The following is a 5,361-nucleotide window of genomic DNA, read 5'->3' on the forward strand; positions in this document are numbered from 1 at the left end:
CCGCCGGTGCGGGCCAGCCCGATCCGCGTCCCGGCCAGCTCGGCGACGACGTCCCGGCGCCGGCCAGCCAGGCGATTGTCACCGGCACGGCGCGCTTCACGCTCGACGTGCCCGCGGCGGAGCTCCCCGGGCTCCTGCACGTGAAGCTCCTGCGCTCGCCGCATGCCCACGCCCGCGTGCTGTCCATCGATGCCACCGAGGCCCTGCGGATCCCCGGTGTGGAGGCGGTCTTCACCCACGAGGACGCACCCGCGCAGCTCTTCTCCACGGCGCAGCATGAGCTCTACACCGACGATCCGGACGACACCCGGGTGCTGGACGACGTCGTCCGGTTCGTCGCGGAGACCGTCGCCGCGGCGGAAGCCGGCGTCCGGGCGCTGCAAGTTCAGTACCAGGTGCTGGATGCCGTGTTCACCCCGCAGGAGGCGATGCGCCCCGGGGCGCCGCTGGTCCACGGCGACAAGGACGCCCACACGGCCCGCATCTGCCGGCCGGAACAGAACGTCGTGGCCGAGCTGCACTCCGAACTGGGCGACGTCGCGGCTGCCTTCGCCACCGCGGACTTCATCCACGAGCAGACCTACCGGACGCAGCGGGTGGCGCACACCGCGCTGGAGACCCACGCCGCCATCGCCTCGGTCGACGCCGACGGCCGGCTGCAGGTCCGCACCTCCAGCCAGGTCCCGTTCCTGGTCCGGCGCACCCTGGGCCGGCTCTTCGGCCTGCCGGAGGACCGGATCCGGGTGGTCGCGGGACGCGTGGGCGGCGGCTTCGGCGGCAAGCAGGAAGTCCTCACCGAGGACATCGTGGCCCTCGCGGCGCTGAAGCTCCGGCGGCCGGTGCAGCTCGAGTTCACCCGCACCGAGCAGTTCACGGCGGCCACCACGCGGCATCCGTTCACCATCCACCTCAAGGCCGGCGCCAGCAACGACGGAAAGCTGACGGCCCTGCAGCTGGAGGTCCTGACCAACGCCGGCGCCTACGGCAACCATTCCGTGGGCGTGATGTTCCACGGCTGCGGCGAATCCCTGGGCGTGTACAACTGCGCCAACAAGAAAGTGGACGCGCACGCCGTCTACACCAATACTGTGCCCTCCGGCGCCTTCCGCGGCTACGGGCTGAGCCAGATGATCTTCGCGATCGAGTCCGCCATCGACGAGCTCGCCACCGGAATCGGCATGGACCCGATGGAGTTCCGCCGCCGCAACATGGTCCGCGAGGGCGACGACATGCTCTCCACCCGCCCCGACCCGCAGGAGGACGTGCATTACGGCAGCTACGGGCTGGACCAGTGCACCCGGCTGGTGCAGGACGCCCTGGCGCGGGGCCGGGAACGCGACGCGGCCGCCGGGCTCGGGGACCCCGGCCCGGACTGGGTCACGGGGGAGGGGGCGGCGTTGTCCATGATCGACACCGTCCCGCCGCGGGGCCACTTCGCGCATTCCAAAATCCGGGTCCTGCCGGACGGTTGCTACCAGGTGGACGTGGGAACCGCGGAGTTCGGCAACGGCACCACCACCGTGCACGCCCAGCTCGCGGCCACCGCCCTGTCCACCACCGCGGACCGGATCACGGTCCGGCAGTCGGACACGGACCTTGTGGATCACGATTCCGGTGCCTTCGGCTCGGCCGGGACAGTGGTGGCCGGCAAAGCCACTCTCGCCGCGGCCGAGGAACTGGCGGTCCGGATCCGCGCCTTCGCCGCCGGAATCCGCCAGGTCCGTGCCGCGGGCTGCGTGCTGGAGGCTGACGCGGTGGTCTGCGAGGGAACCCGGGTGCCGCTGGCGGAACTGCACGACGCCGCCGCGGCGGCCGGCGTCGACCTTTCCGGGGAGGGGCATTGGGGCGGGACCCCGCGGTCGGTGGCGTTCAATGTCCATGGTTTCCGGGTGGCGGTGAACACCGGGACGGGGGAGTTGCGGATCCTGCAAAGCGTCCAGGCCGCCGACGCCGGTGTGGTGGTCAATCCGAGGCAGTGTCGCGGGCAGATCGAGGGCGGCATCGCGCAGGCGCTGGGCGCTGCGTTGTATGAGGAGGTCAGGGTGGACGACGCCGGACGGGTCACCACGGACATCCTCCGGCAGTACCACATCCCGACCTTCGCGGACGTGCCGCGCAGCGAGGTGTACTTCGCCGACACGTCCGACAAGCTGGGCCCGCTGGGTGCGAAGTCCATGAGCGAGAGCCCGTTCAATCCGGTGGCGCCGGCGCTGGCCAACGCCATCCGGGACGCCACGGGACTCCGGTTCGCGGAGCTGCCCATCGCCCGGGACAAGATCTACCTCGGCCTCAAGGAAGCAGGCCTGGCCTCCACCCTCTAACACCAACGCGGGGTCAGATACGGCCCATGTTGTGGGGTTTTACGGGCCGTATCTGACCCCGCGTTGTGGTGGGCAGCGGGCGCCAACGGCCTATAGTCGGATGATGGAACAGCGAATCTTGGGCAAGACCGGACGGAACGTCTCCATCGTTGGACTGGGGACCTGGCAGCTGGGCGCGGACTGGGGCAACGTGGACCCCGCGCAGGCGCAGGCCATCCTGGCCGCCTCTGTGGAAGCCGGTGTCACATTCTTCGACACCGCGGACGTCTATGGCGACGGCCGCAGCGAGCAGGCCATCGGCGCCTTCCTGGCCGACAACCCCGGCCTGGACATCACGGTGGCCACCAAGATGGGCCGCCGGGTGGAGCAGCGGCCGGAGCACTACAACCTCGCCAACTTCCGCGACTGGACGGACCGGTCCCGGCGCAACCTGGGCGTCGAGCAGCTGGACCTGGTCCAGCTGCACTGCCCGCCCACCGCCGTGTACAGCAACGCCGAAGTCTACGACGCGCTGGACACCCTCGTGGCCGAAGGTGCCATCCGGAACTACGGCGTCAGCGTGGAGCGGACCGACGAAGCCCTCGAAGCCATGCGCCACGCAGGCACGGCCACCGTGCAGATCATCCTCAACGCCTTCCGGCTCAAGCCGCTGGACGAGGTGCTGCCCGCGGCGGAGGCCGCCGGCGTCGGCATCATCGCCCGCGTGCCGCTCGCCTCGGGTCTGCTCTCCGGCAAGTACACCGCGGACACGTCCTTCGCGGCGGACGACCACCGGAACTACAACCGCACCGGTTCGGCGTTCGACGTCGGGGAGACCTTCTCCGGCGTGGACTTCGGGCAGGGCCTCCAAGCCGTGGCCGAGTTCGAGGAACTGGTACCCGACGGCGTCAGCACCGCCCAGGCGGCCATCGCCTGGATCGCGGCACAGGACGGCGTCAGCACCGTGATCCCCGGTGCGCGGAACGTGGACCAGGCCCGCGCGAACGCCGAAGCAGCGTCGGTCACCGGCATTGACGCAACGTTCGACGTCGGCGTCCACGAAATCTATGACCGCTACTTCCGCGCATCGATCCACCCCCGCTGGTAGCCCCCTCCCAAAGCAACGCGGGGTCAGATACGGCCCATTGGAGGGGCCTTAATGGGCGGTATCTGACCCCGCGTTGGGGTTAGTGGCAGTGTTCGGTCTGCGGCCCGGCTGCGCTTGACCCTAGTCGAGCAGGTGCAGCTGGTCCGGCGTGTCGAGGTCCTCGCCGCCGGAGAGGTCGCTGCAGTCCACAAGGTCGATGAGGTCCGGGTGGGCCTGCAGGAAGATGCGTGCCCCGGCGTCGCCGGTAGCCGAGTCCGCGGCCTCAGCACGCAGGGTGGCATCCAGCAGCAGCGGATGCCCGCGCCGCAGTGTGCCGTCGGGTCCCCGGTAGGCCGCCGCCGTCACCCGGCCCGGCCGGTGGGACGCCAGCAACCGGGCGACGGTCTCCTGGGTCAGTCCGGGCTGATCCACCAGGGCCATCAGCACGTGGTCCTCCGGGGCTGCCGCGGCAACTCCCAGCCGGAAGGAGCTGCCCATTCCGGTGGCCCAGTCCGGGTTATCGATGACACGGTGCCGGCTGAGGTCGGTGCCGGCACGGACCGTTGCCGCGTCCGCGCCGAGCACCGTCACCACTTCCCGGCAGCCGCCCGCGAGCAGGACGGCGGCGAGCACTTCAACGAGCGTGCGGCCGTGGAACGGGAGCAGCGCTTTGGGGCCGCGCCCCAGTCGTGTCCCGGCGCCGGCGGCAAGCAGCACCGCCGTCGTACGTGGCGCTCCGCTGTCGCTCACCGGCGGGCTCAGCTGCCCCGGTAGGTGGAGTAGGCGAACGGGCTCAGCAGGAGCGGCACATGGTAGTGGGCCTCCGACTCGACCACGCCGAACGTGATAGCCACTTCCGGGAAGAACGTTGCGGTGCCGCTGGCGGCGAAGTACTTTCCCGTATCGAAAGCCAGACTGTAGGTCCCCGGGGGCAACCGGTCCGGCCCCAGCTGTTGGATGCGTCCGTCCGCGTCCGTGGCGCCCTCGGCGATCTGGACCCAGCGCCCGCCGTCGAGCACCTGGAGGGAGACCGGGACGCCGGCCGCGGGCTTGCCGGTGCCGGTGTCGAGCACGTGGGTAGTGATGTGGGAAACGCTCATCTGCCCATCAGTCCTTCGAGTCGGAGCACTGCGATTTCCCGCAGCTGCTGGCCAATAATGGTTTGTTCTTCTTCGGGCGTGTGGGCGAGCCGGCCGGTCAGCGCGGCCAGGATCTCCTCGCGGCTGCGGCCGGCCGCACGGATCAGGAACACCTGCCCGAACTTCTCCTCGTAGGCCCGGTTGCCGTCCGCCAGGGCCTCCGCGACGGCCGCGTCAGCCGCGCCAAGACCGGCCTGCTCCGACTGGGAAAGCCTGGCCTCCCTGCTGTCTCCCCGGGCCCGCTCGCCGATCCGCGGGTGGTGGGCGAGTGCTGCTTCGATTTCCGCCCGGGTGAACGGGTCGGCTGCGGCGCGGCCCGNCCCGCCGCCAGGAGTGCTGCGAGATCCGCATAGGGCCGCGCGTCGGCGAGCCCGTCGATCCAGCGCTGGATGTCCAGGCAGGGCCGCAGGGCATCGGCCGCCTCCGTGCGGCTGGCCGCGTTGAACTGGTCAAGGTGCATGAGGCTGGTCCTCGTGTTTGATGCTGGCGTTCACGGTTAGGGCCCACGTTAGTCTGGGAAGCATTCGATCCCCGGATGAAAGGCAGTGTCATGACTGATCCGAACCGACCCGGCACCGATCCGGCCGCCCTGCNCCCGCCAGCCGCACGCGGAACCCGGCCGGGCCGGCAACATCCGCGAGGAACAACTGACCCAGGCCGCCGGGACGGTGCCCGCCGCCTATGTCGGTTCCGGCGACCCCGAGGCGGAGGACAAGCCGGAGGACGCCGCCGACGCCGGCATGTGGGACGACGAGACCTAGCCTTGCTTGGGGGCGGTGACAGCTGATTCAAAGCTTTTGTATAGCTGGCGTGGCTAGCTTGGGCAACTATGGAA

At 70.3% G+C, this 5,361-nt stretch carries 4 protein-coding genes and 1 pseudogene; 2 read left to right on the plus strand and 3 right to left on the minus strand.

Going from position 1 to position 5,361, the window contains the following annotated elements; all coding sequences use genetic code 11:
- Both K789_RS0117775 and K789_RS0117780 read left to right on the plus strand, forming a co-directional pair.
- On the plus strand, positions 1-2,321 hold a 2,321-nt coding region (locus K789_RS0117775; protein ID WP_024367948.1), incomplete at its 5' end, for a xanthine dehydrogenase family protein molybdopterin-binding subunit.
- Positions 2,322-2,424: 103 nt separating this feature from the next.
- Entirely contained in the window at positions 2,425-3,408 is a 984-nt protein-coding gene (locus K789_RS0117780; RefSeq protein WP_024367949.1) for an aldo/keto reductase, read from the plus strand.
- A 120-nt stretch (positions 3,409-3,528) separates the two neighbouring features.
- Here the strand turns inward: K789_RS0117780 and nboR are convergent, their stop codons facing one another.
- The 3 genes and pseudogenes from nboR to uraD form a co-directional block, all read right to left on the minus strand.
- Complete coding sequence (gene nboR / locus K789_RS0117785) at positions 3,529-4,137, minus strand: nicotine blue oxidoreductase (RefSeq protein WP_029705227.1); 609 nt, start codon at positions 4,135-4,137, stop codon at positions 3,529-3,531.
- An 8-nt stretch (positions 4,138-4,145) separates the two neighbouring features.
- The gene (gene uraH / locus K789_RS0117790; protein ID WP_024367951.1) at positions 4,146-4,487 is read right to left on the minus strand and encodes a hydroxyisourate hydrolase; all 342 of its coding nucleotides are present in this window, start codon (positions 4,485-4,487) and stop codon (positions 4,146-4,148) included.
- Positions 4,484-4,986 (minus strand): annotated as a pseudogene (gene uraD, locus K789_RS23430) (2-oxo-4-hydroxy-4-carboxy-5-ureidoimidazoline decarboxylase). The gene uraH and the pseudogene uraD overlap by 4 nt, the downstream one beginning before the upstream one ends.
- Positions 4,987-5,361: the final 375 nt, after the last annotated feature.

It is taken from the genome of Arthrobacter sp. TB 26 (genome assembly GCF_000427315.1).
GTDB lineage: Bacteria > Actinomycetota > Actinomycetes > Actinomycetales > Micrococcaceae > Arthrobacter.